Genomic DNA, 22,173 nt, shown 5'->3' on the forward strand with positions numbered 1-22,173 from the left:
CTAATCTATCGGCCTCGAACCGCAGGAATTCAAGGGCGCACTTCGCCTATTTGTTTTCGGCGGCGTGTTTCAGTTCACCAATAAGCGCGATCACCGCATTTTCGGTCTGCTCGAGCGTGGTACCGGTATCGATCACATGATCCGCGCGGGCGCGCTTTTCAGCATCGGGAACCTGGAGCGAAAGGATGTGCGTAAACTTTTCCTGCGTCATCCCCGGACGCGCAAGGACACGCCTGCGCTGCGCTTCGGCAGAGGCGGAGACGACCACCACACGGTCAGCGGCCGACGCGCCGCCTTTCTCGAACAGGAGCGGGATGTCGAAAACCACGATCGGGGTGCCCGCATGTTCGATCAGGAACGCTTCGCGCTTTCGGGCGACCGCGGGATGCACGATGCCTTCCAGGCGGGCCAGCGCCGCCGGATCGCCAAACACGCGTTCGCCCAGTTTTTCGCGAAGCACGCCGCTTGCATCCGTGCTGCCGGGAAATTCGGCCTCGATGGCGGGAAGCAGTTCCCCGTCCGGTCCCTGCATGGCGCGCACTTCGGCGTCGGCATCGAAAACCGGGACGCCCGCCGCCTCGAACATGGCGGCAACGGTCGACTTACCCATGCCGATGGAACCGGTGAGGCCCACGATCAACGGTCGGGTCATGCTGTCAGCCTTTCACGAAGTTCGGCATCACGATCACGCGGCGGCTCGGCGCCGAAGAAGTACGTGAACGCCGCAGCGGCCTGGCCCATCAGCATGGACAGGCCGTCGATGGTTTCAAATCCGGCGGCCCGCGCGCCTTGCAGAAATTCGGTTTGGAGGGGATCTGTCACGATATCGTAGGCGATCGAACCGGGCGGGGCATGGCTCCAGTCGAACACGAGCGATGGCTGGCCGCGCATCCCCAATGGACTGGCGTTGACGATAAGATCGCAGCACCCCTCGCGGTCATCGAAGGCAAAATCGGTTGCGCTGGCAAAGTGATCGAGCGGTGCGACGTGATGGTCCCCCCCGGCATCGATCTCGTCCAGGAGGGCGCGGGCCTTGTCCGGGTTGCGACCGGCAAGGACCAGCGTGAACCCTTCCCTCGACAGTCCGGCCACGATCGCCCGCGCCGCGCCGCCGGTGCCGATTATGCGGCCCATCCGGAACAGATGGGGCTTGGCCAACCGGATCTTCAGCGGTTCGAGAAACCCCGCCACATCGGTGTTGCGCCCGACCAGCGCGCCATCGCTGGCCTTCACGACCGTGTTTACCGCGCCCACTTTCCTTGCGAGCGGTTCCAGCCGATCGAGGAGCGGCATGATCGCCTGCTTGTGCGGCATGGTGACATTGCATCCGCGCCAATCGGCATCCCCGCGCCGTGCCTGGATATAGGCGGGAAGCGCTGCGGCGGTGACGTGCGCGGCGCGATAATCGGCATCGATCCCGAGTTTTTCCAGCCAGAAACCGTGGATGATCGGCGATTTCGACTGCGCGATCGGGTCACCGATTACTTCGGCGTATGGCCTCATCGGGACAACACGCCTTCGTCGCGCAGCGCATCGAGTACCTGCAGCAACGGCATACCCAGCACCGTAAACTGGTCGCCCACGATGCTGTCGAACAACTGGACGCCCGGCCCTTCGATGCGGAACACGCCGACACAATAGGACACCGCCGGCCATTCGGCATCGAGATAGGCGGCAATGAACCTCTCGCCCAGTTCGCGCACACGCAACCGCGCAAAATCGGAACCGATCCAGACGATTTGCCCGTCCCTTGCCAGGGCGGCGGCGCTGTGAAGCGTCATCACCTTTCCGGAAAAGGATCGCAAATGCTCCGCTGCGTTCTCGCGGCTAGCCGGCTTGTCGAACCGCCGGCCGTCCACCTCGACCAGGGAATCGGACCCCAGCACAAGGTCACCGGGCCGGTGTGCCGATACCGCTGCGGCCTTGGCCGCGGCCAGCGCCTGGGCGACTTCGGCGGGGTCCGCGCCATCCATCTCCGCTTCGAGGGCGCGTTCATCCACGTCGGCGCCGACAGCTTCGAACGCGATCCCTGCCGCTTCCAGCATGGCTTTGCGCGATGCGCTGTTCGAAGCCAGCACGATACCGCTTCCCGCAAGCGAGGTCATATCGGCTTTGCCCCCTGCGTAGTGCCGCGCAATTCACGCTCGTTATAAAGACGGATCACCGCGGCAGCGGTTTCTTCGATAGATCGGCGGGTCACGTCGATCACGGCCCACCCGTTGTCGGCGAACATCCGGCGCGCAAACGCGACTTCGGATTTTACCTTCTCCTGATCGGCGTAATCGGTCTGGGACGCTTCGTTGAGGCTGAGCAGCCGGTTGCGCCGGATCTGGACCAGCCGTTCAGGCGCCGTGGTCAGCCCGATCACCATCGGGTGCTTGAGCTTGTAGAGCGCCGGAGGCGGCGGACTTTCGACCACGAGCGGAATGTTCGCCACCTTGTATCCGCGATTGGCGAGATAGATGCTGGTCGGCGTTTTCGAACTGCGCGAAACGCCCGCAAGCACGATATCCGCTTCTTCCCAATTCTCCCAGCCAATCCCATCGTCGTGCGCGATGGTGAACTGGATTGCTTCCACCCGCTCGAAATAGGCCTTGTCCATCGCGTGCTGGCGGCCCGGCTTGCCGTGGGCTTCCTGACCCAGCGCCTTTTCCAGCGCTTCGGTAACCCGGTCGAGGATTGCGACCGCGGGCAGGCCCTGCTGCGCGCAGACTTCTTCAAGGCGTGCACGCGTTTCGGGATTCACCAGCGTGAACAGGACAAGCCCGGGATTGGCCTTGAGCTCGGGCACGATACGTTCAAGGTGCTGCTTGCTGCGAACCATCGGCCAGAAATGGCGCATGACGTCCACGCCTTCGAACTGCGCGAGCGCCGCCTTGGCGAGCATTTCAAGCGTTTCGCCGGTCGAATCGGACAGCAGGTGAAGGTGGACGCGGTTGGAGATTGTGGTCTTCCTGCAGCCTGTGGAGAACCAACGGCATAAACCACGGGAGAAAGCTGGCGACAAGTTCGGGAGGAATTTCCCTCCCCAATGCGAGTCTTTCGCCAGATTGTTTGCACACAGGCTGGCAAGGTTTTGAACAGGCTGGGGACAAGCGGGATAACTTCGACTCGACTCAAGCCCAGCGGCGAGTCGCATCTCGCCCGCACTCTTTGCTTTGCGGGAGAAATCGGGCAGTGGCGGGTTATCCCTGAAATCCACAGGGCCAACAGACTCCAACAACCCTTTACAATTATAAGTATTATTTGGATTGGACTCCTCGATGCCCGGTCTCCTCCTCGAAACGCTGAACGGAAAGCGAACCTCCCGCACGCCCATGTGGCTCATGCGGCAAGCAGGTCGATATCTGCCGGAATACCGTGCCTTGCGTGCGGAAAAGGGCGGTTTTCTCGACATGGCTTACGACAGCGAAGCCGCGTGCGAGATCACCTTGCAGCCGATCGACCGGTTCGGTTTCGATGGCGCGATCCTGTTTTCCGATATCCTGATCGTGCCGCACGCAATCGGCCAGCATCTGGAATTTCTGGCAGGCGAAGGGCCGCGGCTTTCCCCGCCGCTGGTCGATGCCGCGCTTGAAAGCCTGACCCCCGATCTTTCGCGTTTCGAACCGATTTACGAAACGGTGCGCCTGTGCCGCAAGCGGATGCCCGAAGGTGTGACTATGCTGGGTTTTGCAGGAAGCCCGTGGACCGTGGCCACCTATATGGTCGCCGGCGAAGGGAGCCGCGATCAACACGAAGCGCGGGCCATGGCCTATCGCGATCCGGATGCGTTGCAGGCCATCGTCGATCGCATCGTGTACCTGACGGTGGATTACCTGTCCGGCCAGATCGAAGCCGGCGCGGAAGCGGTCCAGCTGTTCGACAGTTGGGCGGGCAGCCTAGCCCCCGACCAGTTCGAACGGTGGGTGATCGCGCCCAACGCGCGCATCGTTGCCGCGCTTCGTGAACGGCATCCCGAAACGCCGATCATCGGTTTCCCCAAGGGCGCGGGCGAAAAGCTTGGTGCCTATGCCCGCGAAACGGGTGTCCAGGCGATGGGTATCGACGAAACGCTCGATCCCGAATGGGTGACGCGCGAACTGCCCCAGGGCATGCCGGTGCAAGGCAATCTCGATCCGCTGCTGTTGCTTGCCGGGAGTGCGGAACTGGAACTGCGCGTGGCCACGATCCTGCGCGCCTTCGCCGATCGTCCGCATATCTTCAACCTTGGCCACGGCATCGATCGGCGGACCCCCATCGACCACGTCCACCGGTTGATTGCAGCGGTTCGCGGGTTCGAGGGGTGACGTGCGGCTTCGCTGCCCCTACATGATGCCCCGATGCAGGACGTGCTCGCCATGACCTATTACTGGCTGAAAGCCGGACATATCATCTTCATGGTATTCTGGATGGCGGGCCTGTTCATGCTTCCGCGCCAGATGATCTACCTGCATCCTGCCCAATCCGGTTCACCCGAAGCGGCTCTCTGGGAAAAGCGCATGGGACTGCTGCGCAAGATCATCCTGACCCCGAGCCTGGTGATCGTGTGGGTGCTTGGCCTGCTGCTGGCTCAGGCAATCGGTGCCTGGGATCAGGGGTGGTTTCACGCGAAATTGCTTGTCGTCGTGGCGCTGACGGCGTTTCACGGCATCATGGTTGCCCGGTCGAAGGCAATGGCCGCAGGCGAGCGTCCTTTGACGGAAAAGCAGCTGCGGATATGGGGCGAATTTCCCGGAATTGCGCTGGCAATCATCGTCGTGCTGGTAGTGGTCAAACCGTTCTGACTGCCGTCCTGTCGCTTTGTGAATTGACGCCCTTGGGGCGCACACGTATCTGAACACCACCAACCGGCTACAGGCCCCGCATTCGACGGGTCCAGGTCCGCTTTCCCCAAGCCCACCAGACCTGCCGGCCATCCACCATTTTATTACCCGAGAAAAATTATGCATCTCAAGGATTTGAAAGCAAAGACACCCGCCGATCTGGTCTCGATGGCCGAAGAGCTTGGTGTCGAAGGTGCTTCGACCATGCGCCGCCAAGACCTGATGTTCTGCATCCTGCGCGAATTGGCCGAGGACGAGGAATACGAAGAAAAGATCATGGGTATCGGCACCATCGAGGTGCTGCAGGACGGCTTCGGCTTTCTGCGCAGCCCCGAGGCGAACTATCTCGCCGGTCCGGACGATATCTATGTTTCGCCAAACCAGGTCCGTAAATGGGGCCTGCGCACCGGCGATACGGTCGAAGGCGAAATCCGCGCGCCGCGCGAAGGCGAACGCTATTTCGCGCTGACCAGCCTGGCATCCGTCAATTTCGACGAGCCCGATGCGGTCCGCCATCGCACCAATTTCGACAATTTGACCCCGCTCTATCCGGACGAAAAGCTGTCGCTCGACACGCTCGACCCGACGGTCAAGGACAAGTCGGCCCGCGTCATCGATATCATCAGCCCGCAGGGCAAGGGCCAGCGCGCGCTGATCGTTGCCCCGCCCCGCACCGGTAAGACCGTGCTGCTGCAGAACATCGCCAAGGCGATCACCGACAACCACCCCGAAGTGTTTCTGCTTGTCCTGCTGGTCGACGAACGGCCGGAAGAAGTCACCGACATGCAGCGCAGCGTGAAGGGGGAAGTTATTTCCTCCACCTTCGACGAACCGGCAAACCGCCACGTCCAGGTCGCCGAAATGGTGATCGAAAAGGCCAAGCGTCTCGTCGAACACAAGCGCGATGTCGTGATCCTGCTGGATTCGATTACGCGTCTGGGCCGTGCCTACAACACCGTGGTGCCCAGTTCGGGCAAGGTGCTGACCGGCGGTGTCGATGCCAACGCCCTGCAGCGTCCCAAGCGTTTCTTCGGTGCGGCACGTAACATCGAGGAAGGCGGTTCGCTTTCGATTATCGCGACCGCGCTGATCGACACCGGCAGCCGCATGGACGAAGTCATCTTCGAAGAATTCAAGGGCACCGGTAACAGCGAAATCGTCCTCGATCGCAAGGTCGCCGACAAGCGCATCTTCCCGGCGCTCGACGTTGGCAAGTCCGGCACCCGCAAGGAAGAGCTGCTGGTCGAAAAGGACAAGCTGTCGAAGATGTGGGTCCTGCGCCGTATTCTCATGCAGATGGGCACCATCGACGCGATGGAATTCCTCCTCGACAAGATGAAGGATTCCAAGACCAACGAAGACTTCTTCGCAACGATGAACCAGTAAGGTTCACCGATTATGCCCGCCCCCCGGAGAGCTGCACTTACAGGCGCTCCGGGGGCGGGAAAATCCACACTGCTGGCGGCGCTTGAAGGGCGCGGTTTTTCAACCATTCCCGAAGTTGCCCGCACGATCCTTCAGGCACCCGGCGGCATGGAGATGCGGGCCGAGCGGCCGCTGGATTTCGCCGATGCCATGCTGCAAGCGCAGCTGGCTGCATGGGACAGTGCCGGGCACACCGTGCTTCCGGTCGTCCTGGACCGCGGATTTCCCGACATCGCCGGTTTCCTTCAGCTCGAGGGGTTGCCCATTCCCGCCGAACTTGATCGTGTCTGCAGGACGCTTCGGATCGATGGGCCGGTGTTCCGCGCACCGCCATGGCCTGCAATATACCGGCAGGACGATCAGCGGACACAGGATTGGGATGCGGCGGTGGCCAGCGATGCGGCAATCCGGTCCGCCTGGAAGGACTACGGCTACGACTTGGTTGACCTGCCCCTTGTCCCGGTGGATCCGCGGGCCGCGTTTGTCGCTGCCGAACTGGGCAGGAAACCGGGGTAAATCCCTGCGGCTGCCAAGCGAATGCTAACGCAAAATTAAGGATAATTCCCTAGCAAAACTGCGAAGGCCGGAGGTTTCCGGTCCCGTTCGACAGGCAATCTGTCGCGAGAGTTTGGAGCAGGGGGACATGATGCCGGTACGTGATCGCGCAATGGCATCGCATGCCGCATACACGCCCTGCGCGCGTAGCACGGTGCTACCGCTTTGAATTTATCGGCGAAATTCACCTCGGGAGAGACGGTCCGGCAGCGGTTCTCGCGCGCGATGACGCGCGAAGGCGTCGCCAGCGTGGTTTTCCCTGTGTTGCTGGTCGCGGCGCTCGCTCTGCTTCAGCAGTGGAATGTGTTCCGCGATGTCGATGGTCGGCTGTTCGACCTGTCGACCGGGCTGGAGCGTGGGCGTGATCCTGCCGTGGTGGTTGTCGAACGCGATGCCGTCTTTGAATCTTCCGGTCCCGCCCGTTTCGGAAAACTCGACAACGCGCTGGCCCGGCTCGGTGTCGAACGGATCGGCTATCTCGATGATCGGCCGCTGCCAACCAGCGAAACCGCTGTGCCGATCCTTGTGGGCGCAGCGGCCCGGCGTATCCCCGGAACCGACGCCTGGACCATGATCCTGCCCCCGGGGACGCAGGACAGCGGATCGCTGTTTGCAGCGCGAATCCTCGCTCCGTCCGAATACGGCATTTACCGCAGCCAGAGCACGGTTCTTCCGGGCCTTGATGGGTCCATCCCCGTATTCGACGCCGCGCTTGCGGGCACGCCGCACCGCGATCGCCGTTTCCTCGTCCGGATGCCGGCGCGCCAAAGCATACCCGTCATTTCCGCAAGCCAGCTTGTCGCGGGCGAACTGATCAGGGGCGAACTGTCGAGGACAGTCGCACTGGTTGCGGCTTCCGATTCCCTGAAAGGAACCCTGTCGACGCCTCTGGCGCCCGGAACGCGCGCAACATCCGAAGCCATTTTCCGCGCGCACGCTGTTCAGGACCTGCGCGCCGGCCGGTCCGCGTCGCGTGCACGCGCCTGGGAGGCGTGGCTGCTGCTGGGCGTCGTGGGGCTGCTTTTGGTGATCGCCTTTCGGCGAACCGATCCGAAACGCCTCGCGATTGTCGTGCCGGTGGCGGCGAATGTCCTCGTGCTTGGCACCAGCTGGCTTGCGCTCGAATTCGCCGGACGCCTGCTTCCTGTCACCGCGCTCCTGCTGGCCCCCTGGGTAATTACGTTCCAGCGTATCCTGGCGCGTGAATTGCGGCAGGACCGGCGGCTCGATTCGGTGGCATCGCGAGCGGTCCAGCATTCGATCCATCGATCCGCCCTGCGCGAAGGCGCTCGTCTGCCCGAGTTCGTGGAACCGGCAGGCAGGTTGGCGGGCATCACGCGCAGCGTGTTGATCGGCCTTTGCGAGGATGGCAGTCTCGAACAGGTCAGCGCGCATGATGCGTCGCTGGACGATCTTGTCGTTTCGCCCGCCAAACTTGCCCCTCAGCTGCGAAAATTGCGCGGGCGGCACGTGGGGCGTGATGCAACGCAGCTTGTGCCTTCGTGGAATACCGAGGCCCGGATTACCTGGATCGGCGGGGCCGAGCAGGATCTGTTCTGGCTGTTCGCCGAACCCCCTGGCGGGCGAACCGGCAAGCAAGGCCATCTCGTCCGCGCGATCTCCGCCTCCTTCCGCGAGCTGTTCCGATGGCGCGCGGATCTCAACGCGCGCGAACGGCAAGAAGAACGGTTCATGCCGATCGACGAGCGGGTTGCCAGCGCAATATCGCTGGTCAGCACCGAATCCGACCAGATCCGCCGCGGTTTCGACACGATCGAAACGGCGGTCATGGTGTTCCACCTGATCGGTTCGCCGCTCCACGCCAACGCCGGCATGGAAGACATCTATCGCGAAGCCGAACTGGCGGTAGCCGACACCTCGCTTGCCGAACTTCTTGCCGCGCTGACCGAACTCGATCCCGTGCGGATCGAGGCGATGCTGCAGGATCTTGTGTTCAACGGCGGTGAAATGCGCGTGCCGATGCGCCGGTTCGGCCCGAGCCAGCGTGTCCTGCGGGTTGCCGCGCCGGGCAGCATGGCGCGCGGTGCGGACCGTGTCATCGTGGTCGAGGCAATCGATATTTCGGAACTGCACAGCGCCGCCGACCTGCGAAAGGCGGTGGCGATGTTTATCGATCTCCAGCTGCGAAACGACCTCGAGGCGATCCTGCTCGCCGCCGATCTGGCCAAGGACCCGCGTGTCGGACCCGAGCGCATCGTTTCGGTGGTCGACCGGATTGGCGAAGCAGCGCGCCGGGCCACGGGCAGGCTGGACGAGGTTGCCGGGCTGGTTCGCGGGGAAACGAGAGATCTGGTCGACGCAAGCTATCCCGTGGACGCGCGCAAGATCGTGGTCGAGGCGCTGGAGAAGACGGCTGAACTGGCCGAAGAACTGGGCGTTCTCATGGATGTCGCCATGCCCGCGCTGAGCGGCTTCACCATCGCCGAACCGCGCGCCTTGGCGGACATGCTCGAGGCCATGCTGCGCGTCGTCATCGCTGACACGCCGCAGGGCGAAACGGTCTCCCTCCGGCTGGAGGAACAGGACGCGCGTTCGCATGTGCGGATTTCAGGCGGTTTCGGGGTCGGCTTCGGCCGCCTCGTGTGGTTGTTGACCAAGAGCGAAGACCAGTCGGTTGGCGAATACCGCCTGATCAACCGCGGCATCGCCCGCACGGCCAAATGGGGCGGTAGCGTTTCCTATTGGGGCCGCGAGGCGGACGGTTTCGGTTTCAACGTCAATTTGAGGCGCATCGGATGAGCGTACCCCACATACTTATCGTCGATGACGACACGATCCTGAGCGGCCTGCTTCAGTTGACCCTGGAACTTGAGGGGTATGACGCCTCGACCGCGCCTGATGGCGATGCCGGACTGGCCATGCTGCGGCAGGGCACGTTCGATCTCGTGGTGCTCGATCTGGTGATGCCGAAAATGGACGGGATCAAGTTCCTGCGGGTGCTCAACGAAGGCGGTGAACGGCGGCCACCTGTGATCGTGATTTCATCGACGGCGGGCAACACGCTGTCCGACGAATTCAGGGCGCTCGGCGTGGTGGCGATTGCGCGCAAACCGGTGGAGCCGGGTTGGCTGGTGGCACAGGTCGCCGCCGCCCTGGCATCAGGAGACGGTCAAACAGGATGACCTTCTTCCCGCTCACCATTTTTCCGGACGGCGGCCTTGTCAGTTCGATCATCACGACCGTGTGGGTCGGGGTGTTCGTGCTGTGCTTTTTCAACCTGCGTTTCGGCTGGGTGCTGTCCGGACTGGTGGTGCCGGGTTACATCGTTCCCCTGCTGATCGTGAAACCGGTGGCGGCCGCGGTCATCGTGATCGAAGCGATCATTACCTTCGCGCTGGTCTGGCTTTTTTCCGAAAAGCTCAGCCGTGGCCGGTATCCGGCCCTGTTCGGACGCGATCGGTTCATGGGGCTCATCCTTGCCAGCATTGCGGTGCGGCTGGTGATGGACGGTTACCTCTTGCCCGAATTCGCAGGGTGGCTGGAAGACAATTTCGATCGCCGTTTCGATTGGCAGGACAATCTGCAAAGCTTCGGCCTGGTGATCATATCGCTGCTCGCCAACCAGTTCTGGAAGCCGGGGCTGGTGCGCGGGGTGGGCGCGGCGATTGTGACCATCGGGCTGACATACCTGATCGTGCGCTTCGGCCTGATGGAATTCACCAATTTCCGCATGAGCGGCGTGACCTACATGTACGAAGGGCTGGCCAGCTCGATCCTTGCCAGTCCCAAGGCCTATATCATCCTGACGCTGACGGCGATGATCGCGAGCCACATGAACGTGCGCTACGGCTGGGACTTCTCGGGCATCCTGATCCCGGCGCTGATCGCGCTGCAATGGTATCAGCCGACCAAGATCATCACTTCGTTTGCCGAAGCGATCGTCATCTACGTCATCGCGCGGGCGGTGCTGAAACTGCCCTTCATGGCGAACGTCACGCTGGAGGGGGGGCGCAAGCTGCTGCTGTTCTTCAACATCAGCTTCGCGTGGAAAATGCTGATCGGGTGGATCATCGTCTGGCAGGGCTTCGATGTGAAGACGACCGACTTTTACGGGTTCGGCTACCTCCTTTCCACGCTTATCGCGATCAAGGCGCACGATAAGGATATCTTCCCGCGCCTTGCACGCTCGACCCTGCAGGTAAGCCTTCTGGGTGCGGTGTTCGGCAATATCGTCGGGTTCACGCTTTCCGCTGCGGTGTCGCGCGGTTTTTCAGCGGAACAAGGGCAAGCCGATGCCCGCAGCGGCAATGTCGGCAAGCTGGACCTGCTGCTGGTCGAAGCCATCGGTGATGCGCATGTTCGCCGGGCTGGCGCGCGCAACCGGCCGCTGTCGGATGACGCCGGCAAGGCGCTGGAACGGCTGGTCGGCCTGCTCGAGGCGGGTGCCCCCGCTTCCGCGCCGGACTTTGACATGAGCGCGGATGGATGGCGCCTGGTTGCGGTCGAAGGCGGGAAAATGGCTATCGTGCGGGACGATGGTGCCGGACGCGAACTGCTGGTCTTCAACCCCGCCGCAAAGCGCAATCTGGCTGTTGCAGTGCCCGATCCCACGACGGCGACCGGACTGGGTCTTGCCGGTGCCATGCTCCAGGCCAATCAGGATGCCCGCTGGCTGGTGATCGGGTCTCCAAGCCCTGCAACCGCCATCCGCGACGCTGGCGTACTGCCAGCCTTCGAGCGCGCAACCGTGTCCACCACGCTTGTCCTGGAAGCCGGTGTGCCGGACAGTCAGCCCAGCATTGCCTTTGCCAATGCCGCGGCGGGCACGATCGATCTTGCGGCATTGCGAACAATTGCCCCCGGTCTGTCGGCGCAGCTTCAGCCGGACGCGCTCGGCCTCGACAGCAACCGCGCAACACTGGCGCTCGATCAGACCGTTCTCGATGCGTTTCTCTCCGCTGCGGCACCCGCGCTTCGTGCCCGTACGCCATGCCGCCTGATCGCTTCGGGTGCGCCCGCCACGGGTTGGCAAGCGATCGAGCGCCTCGCCTTCCTGAGATACGAGATTGCCGTTCCGCTCGTCGATGCCGCGCTGGAGTCCCGCGACCCGGTATCCGCCCGCGCATCGGCCCAGATGGGCGGTTTCGGACTGGGACAATGCAATTTCGGTGCCCGCGGCCATTGGACGCTGTTTTCTGCGAACCGCGACGAAGGACAGGTGTTTCTCGCCATCGGGCAACCGCTCCAGCGGAGCATCCTGACGTGGCGCAGCGCATTCGATACCGTTCCGGCGCGCATCGGGGTCAGCGTCCACAACCGCTGGCCGGGCGATGCCCTGTTCGTAGCCCCGAAGGCCGACAAGTATTCGCGGTCGCCCGCGACCACGCTCGACGTGGTCTGGCAGGAAGTCGTGCGGCGACAGGATCCTGCAAGCGAACCTTTGACCTTCCACCTTCGCCCGCGCCCGATTGGCGCATCCGGCTTCGATCGCCAGGCCGATCTGGTGGTGGCCCGCGACCGGCTGGGTACGCCGCCCGAGGGATTCGAGCGGCTGTTGAATGCGATCCGAGCGGCTGATCTGCGTCCGGCGGTGTCCGATGGCAGCAAGGCGTTTGCCGGTTACGAAGCGCATCCAGCCATGGCCGAACGGTATTTCGGTGAAACGAGCGGCCGCCGATTTACCGTAGGCTGGGTCCTTGCCGGACGCGGGGAGGGCGAGCGATGAGCCTGACTTTCCTCGGCCGCGGACTGGTGTTCTTGGTGCTGGCCGCGCTGGCGGGGCTGGGTGGGTGGACCTATGGTGCCCCGCTGGCCCGTTACATGGTTGCGGCGCAGGTTTCGACCACGCAGGACGCACGCGTAACCGGCCGCGCGCTCGTTTACCGGCTCGAAGCTGGTCGTCCGCTGGATTTTGTGTTTTCGCAGCCGGTCGACCTGATGAAGATCCTGGCTCAACCGGCCCTGGTTGCGGCACCGGACGGCACGCCGGCGCCTGCCGAAACAGAATATGGCCTGCGCTTCCGGATATTCGATATCGATGGCGTGGAGATCGGTACGTACGAACAGCATCTGCATTCCTCCGATGCGAACGCCATGCTCGACGATGGCAGCTATCGGCGGTTCTATCGCAACCGTGCGGAACGCATCGGCGCGCAGGACCAGATCCTGATCGAGGATAATGTCGATGTCGGGCGGGTGGAAGTTTCTCTGATCGAAGCCGATCCCTCGATTGCCGGTATCGATATCCGTGTTTACGAGCGCCGACCTGCGGCAGCCAGCGAAGCGCGCTCGATTTTTCTTCGTCGCAGCAGCGAGGAGCAGGGCGCGCTGGCCGCAGCCAACGCCTTTCCACCCGATATGCTGACCGAAGATGAAATCCGGCATATCGCGGTCAACCTGTGGCGTCCGGTTGGCCCGGTCGGTATCGACGGGCACGATTACGATGCGCTGGTGGTTTACGAAGCCATTGCGAACGAGGAGGGGGAGGCACCGTGACGATCGCTGCATTTATAGCCCCCATTGCCCTGAGCCTTGCCCTTGCCGGGTGCGCCCGCGGCGACGATCTCGACCGCACTCGCGCGCTGTTCGCGGGCTCCGCGATCGACCCGCAGACCGCGACGGATCTGGGTTTCACGGTCACGCGGGACCGGGACGGCGTGACGCTGTCCGACCGGGACGGTGGATGTTCATCGCGCGGCGTCTATCGGGTGCGGTCCGGCGGGGGTTCGCCAGTGGCAATTACGGCGCCCCACGGCACCTCCGATCGCGGCACCCGGGCCCTTGCCAGCGCGCTGTTCGAAGACGGGTTCGGAGCCGCCGCGGCCTGGAATTCGGCACCGCGCCTGACAACATCGCAATGCCCCGGCTTTGATCTGGCGCGTGCAGGCGACCACGCGTTCACGGCCTTCGCCCTAGGATTCTCCGACCGCTTTCCCGATGGGCTGGTTGTCCAGCTTCACGGGTTTGACGGGGATCGCCGGACAAGCGCCGGCGCCGCCGATGCGGCGATGATCGTCAGCGATGCAAGCCGAACCCCGTCTGCGCGCATCCTCGACATTGCCGATTGCCTCAGCGCGGCACTGGCACCGCGCACCGTCCTGGTTTTCCCCGTTGAAACCGGCGAACTTGGCGCGTTGCAGAATGCCCAGGCCGAAGCTTTGCATGCGAAAGGCCACAGCGGCTTTGCGCATCTCGAACTTTCTCTCGATCTTCGCGAAGCGTTGCTGGACGATGGGCTGCTAAGGGCAGGTTTCGGGAAATGTATTTCAGGGGAAGCGGCATGAATGCGGTGGCCCCGGTAACGGCCGGCGCTGCTGCACGGGTGGCGGGAGAGGCGTGTACGCTCGGCGAACGGCTGGATCGCGGAATCTCCAAACGCCTGCTTCCCGTCTACGATGACCTGCGCGCCGAAATTCTTGCCTATGCGGACCACCGCGCCGCAGCCGATCCAGCCCACCGCCATGCAGGTGTCGTGGCCAATTTCTGTATTCGCCAACGCGATGAGGTTGCCCGTCTGGCCAAGGCCGAAGGGCTTTTCCAGTCGCGTTACGCCAGCGCCCTGGACGAGGCGGAACGGCGCGCTGCGTTGCTCGAATTTGCGCGCGCTTTGGGGTCGCGTGGCCGCTATCTGAGGCGGGATGCCGACGCGATGAAGGCGTTCTTCGACGCGGATGCCGTTGTCGAACGCTACACCAAGCGATTGGGCGAACGCGAGCGCGTGCTGGCCTTTGCGCTCGAACGGCTTGGTCCGATTGCGGGCGATGCGCTGGCGGATGATCCGCTTCAGTCCGAAAGCGAAGCGTTCGCCGAGATATTCGACGAACTGCTTCCGGCGATGCGCGCGTGGCGGGGGGATGCGCGTGTGCGCCGTGCGGCCCATTCTTGCCTGCGTGACATGGCCACAAGGCTGCCGCCGCGCGCGGGTGGCCTCTGGCTCGATCCGACGCTCAGCGCGACGCGCAGGACCTGCCTTGACCATGGCGAAGATGTCTGGACCCAGTGCGAAGCCTTCGATGCATTGTTCGCGCTGGCTCCGGAGACTGCGCATTCGGTGATCGAGCGCCGCCTTGCCACAGACCTGTCGGCCAAGACCGAAGCGCAGCGCGACGGGGAAGTGTTCGTTCGCCGCCATCTGGTGCGGCTGGTGTGCCGCGAACTGATCCGGCGCCCGCGGTTGGAGCCTGCCTTCGTTGCCCTGGCCGAGGACGGGGACGGGGCGGTGCGCCAGGTTTTTGCCGAATGTCTCGCGCTGCTTACGCACGAGCGCGCAAACGTGATGGCCGACCGGCTTGCAAGCGATGCCGATGCCCAGGTCCGCGCCGCGCTGTTTGCCGATCCGGCCAGCGCGATGTCGCGGGTCGACCCCATGGTCTATGCGGCGCACATCAGGCAGGTGCTGGCGCAGGACGCCGATGAATTCGTGCAGCGCATTGCGCTCGATGCGGCAGTGCAGGTCGCGGCCCATGTCAGGAGCGACGGCGACCCTTTGCCCGCAGATTTGCGGATCATTCTGGAAGACGCGATCGAGGCGCTGCGTCAACGCAATCCCTCGATGAAGCTGCTGCGCTGGGCTGACGAAGCGCGCGAGCGCATCTGGCTGGTGGGCAACGATGAAGCGCGCCAGATCGCGCAGGAGCTGGGCGCGGTGGCCGGCGCGATGCGCGAAGGCACCACCCACCGCATTCCGGCGCTCCGCGAGTGGCTCGATACAGACAGCGAGAAGGTAGGCCGCGTGATGGCCGTGCTCGCCCAGCGCGACTTCGGGCTGGCCCTCGCGCCGGGACGCAAGCCGAGCATCCAGCGCGGCGAATACTTCCGCCGCCGGGCATGGCGCATCCTGTTCGAAGGGCGCAACAGCGCGACCGACAAGCGGCAGGCGTTCTTCCACACCAAGGGTCGCCACTATCACGGCACGATGATCGCGCCGAGCGCCCGCATGGCCGAGCTGGCCCCCACCAAGGTGCCTGGTGAACCGTTGATGGAAAGCGGCGAGGGCGGGTGGCGCAATTACCTGCCACTGGTCGATCTTGTCCTTTCCGCACTGGACAAGGGTGGCACGACGCAGATCTTCACCAGCGCGGGCATCACCGAAATAGAAGCGCCCGTTTCGGTGATCAGGCGGCTTCGCGCCTTCTGGTCCGTGACGCGGGATTTTCCGCGCTTTGCTGAATTGCGCAACCGCGATCCCGAAGCGTTCATCGGCGAACTGCGCAAACTGGGCCTCGGGCTGACCTACCGCGGTTATGGAACAGGCAGGGAAGCGGCCAACCCGCAAGTCACGAAGCTTTACAGCGCGGGCGGCGCATTTGCCGCCCTGCCGATCTTCTGGGATCGTGCCGCATCGTATTTCACCACTGTTTTTGCCAACAACCTCGTCGAGCTGGCGATCTTCATCGTGCTGGCGAGCGCGTGGTTCCTTGGCCGGCACGTCGTGATGGGCTGGCAGGCGCGGCGCCTGCGCAACGGACTGTCGCTGGTCCTGGGGGGCTGGGGCACGCGCGGCAAATCGGGGACGGAACGGCTCAAGGCTGGATTGATCAACGCGCTCGGCCCGTCGATCGTGTCGAAAACCACCGGCTGCGAAGCGATGTTCCTGCTTGGAAATCCCTATGGCGAGCTGACGGAGATGTTCCTGTTCCGCCCCTACGACAAGGCGACGATCTGGGAACAGTTCAACCTTCTGAAGACGGCGCGTGGTTTGAAAGCGCGGGTGTTCTTGTGGGAGTGCATGGGGCTGAACCCGTCATACGTGCGTGTGTTGCAGCAGGACTGGATGCGCGACGATATCGGCACGATCACGAACACCTATCCCGATCACGAAGACGTGCAGGGCCCTGCCGGACGCAATATTCCGGAAGTCATGTGCGAATTCATCCCGCACAATTCGACCTTGCTCACCACCGAGGAAGAAATGCTGCCGATACTGGCCGAAGGGGCGGACAAGGCCGGATCGCGGATGCGGCCTGTCGGCTGGAAGGAGGCCGGACTGATCCACAAGAACCTGCTCGCGCGGTTCCCTTATGAAGAGCATCCCTACAACATCGCACTGGTCACCGCGATGGGCGATGAAATGGGGCTCGAACCCGATTTCTGCGTCAAGGAGATGTCAGACCGGGTGGTGGCCGACCTCGGCGTTCTGAAAACCTATCCCCGCGCGCAGGTTGACGGTCGCACGCTGGAGTTCGTGATGGGCATGTCGGCCAACGAACGGTTCGGCGCCATGGGCAATTGGTCGCGCATGGGGTTTGCCGATCATGACCTTTCGAACGATCCCGAAATCTTTGTATCGACCGTGGTCAACAATCGCGCCGACCGTGTTCCCCGCAGCCGCGTGTTCGCCCGGATGCTGGTGCGCGACGTGGCGGCGGATCGGCATGTCCTGATCGGATCGAACATCGATGGGCTGGTCGGATTCATCGAGGAAGAGTGGGCCGCCTATTCCGCTTCGCTGACCCTTGGCGAAAAGGGGGTCGAGCCCGCGGCCCAGCTGGAAAAACTCGCGCGGCAGCAGCGTATTCCCGTGTCTCAGGCGCAGGTCGACGGTTTGCTGGCAGCGATGCTCGCGCCGCATGTGGCCAATCTCGATATCGAACGCGCACAGGCCGCGGCGCGCGACGGAAAGCTGACAGAGGCATTGCAGCAGGCCGGTGTGCCGCATTTCGCAGCGATCGTGCAGCATTACGAGGCGATGGCCGCCAATCACCGCGATTACGCGGCGCTGGCCTCTGCACTTGCGGGCGCGGGCGATCCGACCAGCCAGGACAATGCCATGCGCGCGCTGCTGGGACGTGCCTTTCACGCAAAGCTGGTGCCCGTGCGCGATTACTACATGAAGGGCGAGGCAATCGTCCGGCTGGTTGCGGCCAACACGCCTCCGGGCCTCGTCAATCGCATCATGGGGATGCAGAACATCAAGGGCACCGGGCTGGACTGGGTGTATCGCTGGCAGGCCTGGGAAGTGGCCTACAAGGCCTGCCGACAGCTTCGCGACGAAGACCCGGGCGTGGTGGAGCGCGCCTATCGGCTTCTCGCCTCGTTCCAGGAATACGGCTGTCTCAGCGAAGTGGAGCTGCGCGAAGCGATCGGCGAATTGCGCCAGGCAGGCCCGCAGGCCACGCTTTCGGCCGCACAGATCGATGCGCTCGAAGCGCGGCTCGACGAACAGATGAAGAAGCTCAGCGCCCTGACCAAGACCGCCGAGGTCGCCGCGCCAAGCGAAGGTGGCAAGATCGCGCTGGCCGGTTCGAAGCTGCTTGCCATGACGGAGGCGTTTATCGATGCCGGCGATGCCGTGCGCCGCCGCCGTGCGTCGGACCGCATTTACGCCGCACTCATTGCCGAACAGATCTCCAATCAGCGCGCCGCTTCGGAGCTCAAGGAACTGACTTCGCGGCAGAAGGGCGGCTGGCTTGCAAAGTCGATTTCGTCGCGCAGAGGGCGGGGCAAGACACAAGCCAAGGCTACCTGAAACCCAAACCGGTGGGCGTGTCGGACCTTGCGCGCAGCAGATCCAGGCACGTCCATTGCCCCGAAACGCTGTGGGTGAGCGCCACGCTCCTACACCCTTGTTGCAGGGCACCCGATAATCATCGGCGGGTTAGGAATGGGGGAGTTGGAAGGGGCTGCGCAAGGAGTATCCGCGCGGCGTCAGGTCAGCCTTAGAAACGGTAGCCCAGCTTGATGCCAACCCGGGCGCCGTCCTGCGTGTACCGAGTGTCGTTTGATTCCCGGAAGCGGTATTCGGCGCTCGCCTGCGCATAGGGCCCACGGCCATCCCGGCCCCAGGCCAGTTCTATCGCCGGAGCGACATAGCTGTCCTCTCGCAGGTCTCCCTGCGGATCGCCCACCGCCACGCGGTCATCATAGGCCCATTCGCGGTATTCGACAGACGGTCTCAACCGGAGGCGCTTGGCAACGGGCAGGCTGTACTTCATTTCCACCACGCGGCGATCGAAACTGCGGCGGGTGTCATCGTCGCTGCTCATCTTCTCGGCACGCGCGTCGATCCGGAACCAGTGATAGGGCCCGATCCGGCGGTTGTATTGAGCCGAAAATCGGTAGCCTTTGGAATGGCCCTGATCGACCGTGTCGTATTCGCGTTCGCGGTATTCGCCCTCGACGCGGATCCTGTTGTCGCCCTGCGTCCATTCGAGACGCGCTGCGGCGGATGTCTGGTCGGCGCTGAACGCTTCCAGCACCGCGATATTCTCCACCCGGCGGGCGCGGACCCGAAGTTCGACAGAATCGGACAGTTTGTGCGTTACGGCAAGGGCCGCGCCGACTGTCTCGAGCGTGCCACGGCTATCGCCTTCGTAATCGAAGACGCCGGCGTCGACATCGATGGTGATTTCGGTCCTGGTCGATGCCTTCACGGTCGCGGACACATCGCCCCGGATGCCGAAGCCCGAACTGTCGAAATCATCGCCGTCTTCCATGGTGAGGTCCGATTGCACACCGAACGCCTCGATGCGCGCGCCGATTTCCACCGGATCGCCATTTGCCGCCAGAACCGGCGTGGCGAGAAATGCGAGCATGGCAAGGCCGAGCCGGGCAAGATGCGAAAATCGGGATTTTGCATAGTGCATGGCGATCAAATCCTGGTTTCGAGCGATGAGATTGCGATTTCGAGCACGGGACGCACGTCGCTGCCGGCGAAAAACGCCGTGAGGAGAGCGGCTTCCTGCGTCCGCGCGATCTCACTCAGTTCGGGATCGCCGAACGAACCGGCGGTGCCGGCAAGCTGGTGCAACAAGGTGCGGACTTCCATGACGGTCGCTTCGCCCAGATCCTGCGTGAGCAGCGAGGTGCGGATGGTGTCGAGCGTGGTAATCTTGCGTAATTCGTACTGGTTTCGCAGCGCTTCGAAAGCGGCCGAGCGTTCGCGCTGGTTCCTGCGGCGGGTGCGGTGGCCCCACGCGTTGAGCGCGGCTCGCAAATCCTCCAGCCCGACGGGCTTCTCCAGAAAGGCCTGCATTCCCGCAGCGCGGTACGCGCGCACTTCATCGAGATGCGTGGCGGCGGTCACTGCGATAATCGGCAGATCGGTCTCGGTGAGGCCTTCGGCGCGAAGGCGCCGCGCGGTTTCGACCCCGTCGAGGATCGGCATCATCGCATCGAGCAGGAGCAGCGAGTACGGACGGCCATCGGCCGCTGCCTCGTGAACCATGTCGATCGCCTCGATACCGTTGGCCGCGTGATCCATGTCGATTGACAGGTGGCGAGCCATGGCGAGCATGACTTCGGCGCTGATCGGGGTGTCTTCGGCCAGCAGCACGCGCAAACGCGCCGCGGCGGCGACATCGGAATGGTCCGCAGGCTTGGCCGCTGCGGCCCAATTGGCATGGTTGCGTTCTAACACGCCCGACCATTTGCCATCATATGGTTAAGACCGGGCTAACGGATCGTCCCTAGGCCCCTCGGAAACCGCTAATTCCCTGCCTTCAGCTGGCTTTCTGCTTTTCCAGCTGGGCGGCCATCTTTTCCCAGACCTTGTTCACCGCCTTGAGCGGGCGGACCATCACCTTGAAGTCGGTGATCATCCCGTCTTCGTCAAAGCGGATGAGGTCGATGCCGTTGACCATGATCCCGTCCATTTCGGTCTTGAATTCGAGCATGGCGTTTTCGCCATCCACGAGTTCGCGCACGTATTCGAAGCTATCGTTGCCCAGCGTATCTCCCGCCGCGTGGAGATAGGCGACCACGATCGGTCGCCCGCGTTGCGGCGTGTGCACTACGGGCGAATGGAACACGGCATCTTCGTGGATTATGGCGGACAAGGCGTCGAGCGAGCTGCCGCCGTCGATCACCTCATGCCAGCGTTTCAGACCTTCACGTGCGCTCATGTTGCCCTCCTGAATGTATCGGCCCGCGCCGCGTGCCAGTGGCGAGCCAGGGGTGTCGAACCCGGATCCGCGAGCAACTGGCCCGGCTCGAGGAAAGTGTAGATACGGTCGATGGCATCCGAACGCGCGCCGTTCAAGCGTTCCCGCATGTCGTGCGGGCCAATTTCCCAGGGGCTGGACAGCCCCATGGCGACAACGATTTCGCGCAGGGCGTTGACGGTTTCGTGCTGGAAGCGCGCGACGCGCGGGGCCTTGTCCTCAACGACAAGCCCCTGCTGGCGCCAGGCGTCCTGCGTGGCAATTCCGGTAGGGCAGGTACCCTTGTGGCAATTCATGGACTGGACGCAGCCCAGCGAAAACATGAACGGTCGCGCCGCGTTGCACCAGTCCGCGCCCAGCGCGAACGCCTTGGCCATCTGGGCGCCCGAATGCAGCTTGCCCGATGCGGCGATCTTTACCCTGTCCTTGAGATTCAGCCCGACCAGCATGTTGCGAACGAAGATCTGCCCTTCGCGAAGGGGCATACCCACCGAATTGCTCAGTTCCAGCGGCGCGGCGCCTGTTCCGCCTTCGGCCCCGTCGACGGTGATGAAATCGGGATGCATTCCGGTTTCGAGCATGGCCTTTCCAATGGCAAACACCTCGTGCGGCTGGCCCACGCACAGTTTGATGCCGACCGGCTTGCCGCCGGAAAGCTCGCGCATCAGGCTGATCCATTCGAGCATTTCGATCGGGGTGGAAAAAGCGGGGTGCGCTGCGGGCGATGTGACGGTCTGGCCTTCGGGTACGCCCCGTGCCTCGGCGATTTCCTTGGTCACCTTGGCCCCGGGCAGAACGCCGCCATGGCCCGGTTTCGCGCCCTGGCTCAGCTTGATCTCGATCATCTTGACCTGATCGCCCTGTGCGTTGTCGCGAAATTGTTCGGGATCGAACGAACCATCGGGGTTGCGGCAGCCGAAATACCCGCTCCCTATTTCCCAGATCAGGTCGCCGCCGTGGGACCGGTGGTAACGGCTGATCGAGCCTTCGCCGGTGTTGTGCGCAAAACCGCCGAGGCTGGCCCCCGCGTTAAGCGCCTCGATCGCGCGTGCGGAGAGCGCGCCGAAGCTCATCGCCGATATGTTTAGCAAGGCGGTCGAATAGGGTTGGCTGCACGTGCCCGCCCCCACGGTGACGCGCCAGAATTCCGGCACCTCTTCACGCGGGACGATCGAATGGCTGAGCCATTCGTATTCGTCGGAATAAACGTCCAGTTCGGTGCCCATGGGATGGGCGTCCAGATCACCCTTGGCCCGCGCATAGACGAGCGCGCGAGCCTGATGGCTGAAGGGCCTGCCTTCGAGATCGCCCTCAACGATGTAAGCCTGGGCAAAGGGGCGCAGGTCCTCCATCAACCAGCGGACACGGGCAAGAAGTGGGTAATTCCGCCTAAGTGTATGATTGGACTGGAAAAAATCCCACAACGCAAGTGCGGTCAAGGGCGCAATCAGCCCGAGTGACCAGCGGGCACTCTCGATGATCCACGCACCTGTGACCAGAACCAGGAGGAGGATCGGGACTATATAACGAAAAGGCAGGCGTTCCAC

At 63.3% G+C, this 22,173-nt stretch carries 18 protein-coding genes; 10 read left to right on the forward strand and 8 right to left on the reverse strand.

The features are described 5' to 3' along the window. Positions 1 to 46: 46 nt before the first annotated feature. Genes coaE through VR863_RS13230 form a run of 4 tightly spaced genes read right to left on the reverse strand, consistent with a single transcriptional unit; the run spans position 47 to position 2,944 of the window. Entirely contained in the window at positions 47 to 652 is a 606-nt protein-coding gene (coaE, locus tag VR863_RS13215; RefSeq protein WP_324828934.1) for a dephospho-CoA kinase, read from the reverse strand. Beyond that, complete coding sequence (locus VR863_RS13220) at positions 649 to 1,503, reverse strand: shikimate dehydrogenase family protein (RefSeq protein WP_324828935.1); 855 nt, start codon at positions 1,501 to 1,503, stop codon at positions 649 to 651. Before VR863_RS13220 ends, coaE begins: the two co-directional genes overlap by 4 nt. Continuing rightward, a complete protein-coding gene (locus VR863_RS13225; RefSeq protein WP_324828936.1) occupies positions 1,500 to 2,105 on the reverse strand; it encodes a Maf family protein in 606 nt (201 codons plus the stop codon). Before VR863_RS13225 ends, VR863_RS13220 begins: the two co-directional genes overlap by 4 nt. After that, positions 2,102 to 2,944 (reverse strand): pyruvate, water dikinase regulatory protein, encoded by an 843-nt coding sequence (locus tag VR863_RS13230; RefSeq protein WP_324829282.1) that lies wholly within the window; start codon positions 2,942 to 2,944, stop codon positions 2,102 to 2,104. The genes VR863_RS13225 and VR863_RS13230 overlap by 4 nt, the downstream gene beginning before the upstream one ends. Positions 2,945 to 3,263: 319 nt before the next feature. Between VR863_RS13230 and hemE the strand changes: the two genes are divergently transcribed. From hemE to VR863_RS13280, 10 genes are all read left to right on the forward strand, one after another. Beyond that, positions 3,264 to 4,289, forward strand: coding sequence for a uroporphyrinogen decarboxylase (hemE, locus tag VR863_RS13235; RefSeq protein ID WP_324828937.1), 1,026 nt, complete (start codon positions 3,264 to 3,266; stop codon positions 4,287 to 4,289). A 33-nt stretch (positions 4,290 to 4,322) separates the two neighbouring features. Next, entirely contained in the window at positions 4,323 to 4,766 is a 444-nt protein-coding gene (locus tag VR863_RS13240) for a CopD family protein (protein WP_324828938.1), read from the forward strand. A gap of 159 nt (positions 4,767 to 4,925) precedes the next feature. Next, on the forward strand, positions 4,926 to 6,191 hold the full coding sequence (rho, locus tag VR863_RS13245; RefSeq protein ID WP_324828939.1) for a transcription termination factor Rho: 1,266 nt from the start codon (positions 4,926 to 4,928) through the stop codon (positions 6,189 to 6,191). Positions 6,192 to 6,203: 12 nt separating this feature from the next. Beyond that, positions 6,204 to 6,746: an AAA family ATPase gene (locus VR863_RS13250; RefSeq protein ID WP_324828940.1), complete on the forward strand. Its 543-nt coding sequence runs from the start codon at positions 6,204 to 6,206 to the stop codon at positions 6,744 to 6,746. A gap of 204 nt (positions 6,747 to 6,950) precedes the next feature. Next, positions 6,951 to 9,545 (forward strand): hypothetical protein, encoded by a 2,595-nt coding sequence (locus VR863_RS13255; RefSeq protein WP_324828941.1) that lies wholly within the window; start codon positions 6,951 to 6,953, stop codon positions 9,543 to 9,545. After that, positions 9,542 to 9,928 (forward strand): response regulator, encoded by a 387-nt coding sequence (locus VR863_RS13260; RefSeq protein WP_324828942.1) that lies wholly within the window; start codon positions 9,542 to 9,544, stop codon positions 9,926 to 9,928. Before VR863_RS13255 ends, VR863_RS13260 begins: the two co-directional genes overlap by 4 nt. Further along, positions 9,925 to 12,471 (forward strand): poly-gamma-glutamate biosynthesis protein PgsC/CapC, encoded by a 2,547-nt coding sequence (locus tag VR863_RS13265; protein ID WP_324828943.1) that lies wholly within the window; start codon positions 9,925 to 9,927, stop codon positions 12,469 to 12,471. Before VR863_RS13260 ends, VR863_RS13265 begins: the two co-directional genes overlap by 4 nt. Continuing rightward, on the forward strand, positions 12,468 to 13,241 hold the full coding sequence (locus VR863_RS13270) for a hypothetical protein (protein ID WP_324828944.1): 774 nt from the start codon (positions 12,468 to 12,470) through the stop codon (positions 13,239 to 13,241). The genes VR863_RS13265 and VR863_RS13270 overlap by 4 nt, the downstream gene beginning before the upstream one ends. After that, a complete protein-coding gene (locus tag VR863_RS13275) occupies positions 13,238 to 14,029 on the forward strand; it encodes a hypothetical protein (protein WP_324828945.1) in 792 nt (263 codons plus the stop codon). Before VR863_RS13270 ends, VR863_RS13275 begins: the two co-directional genes overlap by 4 nt. Next, positions 14,005 to 18,213 (forward strand): hypothetical protein, encoded by a 4,209-nt coding sequence (locus VR863_RS13280; RefSeq protein WP_324828946.1) that lies wholly within the window; start codon positions 14,005 to 14,007, stop codon positions 18,211 to 18,213. Before VR863_RS13275 ends, VR863_RS13280 begins: the two co-directional genes overlap by 25 nt. 190 nt (positions 18,214 to 18,403) lie before the next feature. On the opposite strand, the gene VR863_RS13285 is transcribed toward VR863_RS13280, so the two are convergent. From VR863_RS13285 to VR863_RS13300, 4 genes are all read right to left on the reverse strand, one after another. Further along, the gene (locus VR863_RS13285; protein WP_324828947.1) at positions 18,404 to 19,330 is read right to left on the reverse strand and encodes a hypothetical protein; all 927 of its coding nucleotides are present in this window, start codon (positions 19,328 to 19,330) and stop codon (positions 18,404 to 18,406) included. 5 nt (positions 19,331 to 19,335) lie between these two features. Next, entirely contained in the window at positions 19,336 to 20,103 is a 768-nt protein-coding gene (locus tag VR863_RS13290) for a response regulator (protein WP_324828948.1), read from the reverse strand. A gap of 82 nt (positions 20,104 to 20,185) precedes the next feature. Next, on the reverse strand, positions 20,186 to 20,587 hold the full coding sequence (locus VR863_RS13295) for a nuclear transport factor 2 family protein (protein ID WP_324828949.1): 402 nt from the start codon (positions 20,585 to 20,587) through the stop codon (positions 20,186 to 20,188). Further along, positions 20,584 to 22,173, reverse strand: a complete 1,590-nt coding sequence (locus VR863_RS13300; protein WP_324828950.1) for an FMN-binding glutamate synthase family protein — start codon at positions 22,171 to 22,173, stop codon at positions 20,584 to 20,586. Before VR863_RS13300 ends, VR863_RS13295 begins: the two co-directional genes overlap by 4 nt.

Source organism: Qipengyuania zhejiangensis, from assembly GCF_035607565.1.
Classification (GTDB): domain Bacteria; phylum Pseudomonadota; class Alphaproteobacteria; order Sphingomonadales; family Sphingomonadaceae; genus Qipengyuania; species Qipengyuania zhejiangensis.